1 protein-coding gene is annotated in these 1,048 nt (G+C 57.1%); it reads left to right on the top strand.

The window, feature by feature from the left end:
• Positions 1-1,048 (top strand): hypothetical protein (locus F0311_RS18100; RefSeq protein ID WP_223881288.1); only part of this gene is annotated, 1,048 nt, incomplete at both ends.

Raw genomic sequence — 1,048 nt, 5'->3', positions numbered from 1 at the left:
CTCGATTGAGGTCACCGGGCCTCAGAACGCTGTAGAGACAGCTACGGCGTCGTATCAGGTGCAGGCTTTCGACACTTACGGCAATCTGATCGGGAATGTGACTACCGAAACTGTAGTGGTCTCTGATGTGGAGGCTGACCGGGTCCGGGAGGCCGAGGTGACCTTCGCCTTCACCCCCGATGTCCTCACCGACCGGGAGCTGGTCTTCACCTACACCGACGAGGAGGGTGAAGAGATCACTACTGAGGTGGAGGTCTCGGTGGACTCTGTGGTCGATGAAATCACCGTGAGTGTGGATCCGGATCGTGCTGGGGTGGGCACCACCGTGGAGGTCACGGTGGAAGCTTTTGATCCTGAGGGTGATTCCCTGGGGGATGTTACTGAGCACGCCACAGTGTCTTTTGAGGGTGAGGATCTCAGCGGTGGTGAGTTCACGATTCCCTCGGCGGGCACCCATGAACTGATCGCTGCCTATCGTGATCAGGAAGATATGGTCAGTGTGATGGGTGAGTTCCCAGTACTTGTGGACCTGGAGGTTACCGGGGTTGAGCAGGTCACTGAGACCCAGATGGTGGCCTACGCGGTGACCGGTACTGATCAGTTTGGTGAGACTATCACTGTGGACTTCGATGCCTTGAGTGTCTCTTCCACTGTGGAGGCTGACACCATCACGGTGGATGAGGGGTCTTCTGAGGTGTTGGTGGAGTTTGTTTTCACTCCTGATGGTCCTGGGGACCGGACTGTGGTCTTCACCTATGAGGTCGATGGTGAGGTCATTGATGAGGTGCAGATCGAGGTCGAGGTCGTCTCGGCGGTGGCGGACTTGGATGTGGAGGTCTCCTCCGAAATCACAGACGGGGATACCGTCCCGGTAACGGTCACCGCCCTGAACGAGGGTGGGGAGCCTCTTGGTGAGGTCACTGATTATGCCGGTATTACTTCCTCTGTGGATTCTGATGAGATCACTGAGGGTGAGCTCACTGTGGTCGGTATCGGGGAACGTGAGGTCACTGCTGAGTATCGTGGTCAGAGTGCTTCTGCTGAGGTG

The organism is Nesterenkonia ebinurensis, assembly GCF_008711175.1.
In the GTDB taxonomy this organism is placed as follows: domain Bacteria; phylum Actinomycetota; class Actinomycetes; order Actinomycetales; family Micrococcaceae; genus Nesterenkonia; species Nesterenkonia ebinurensis.
This window is presented reverse-complemented; position numbering and strand designations above follow the sequence as displayed.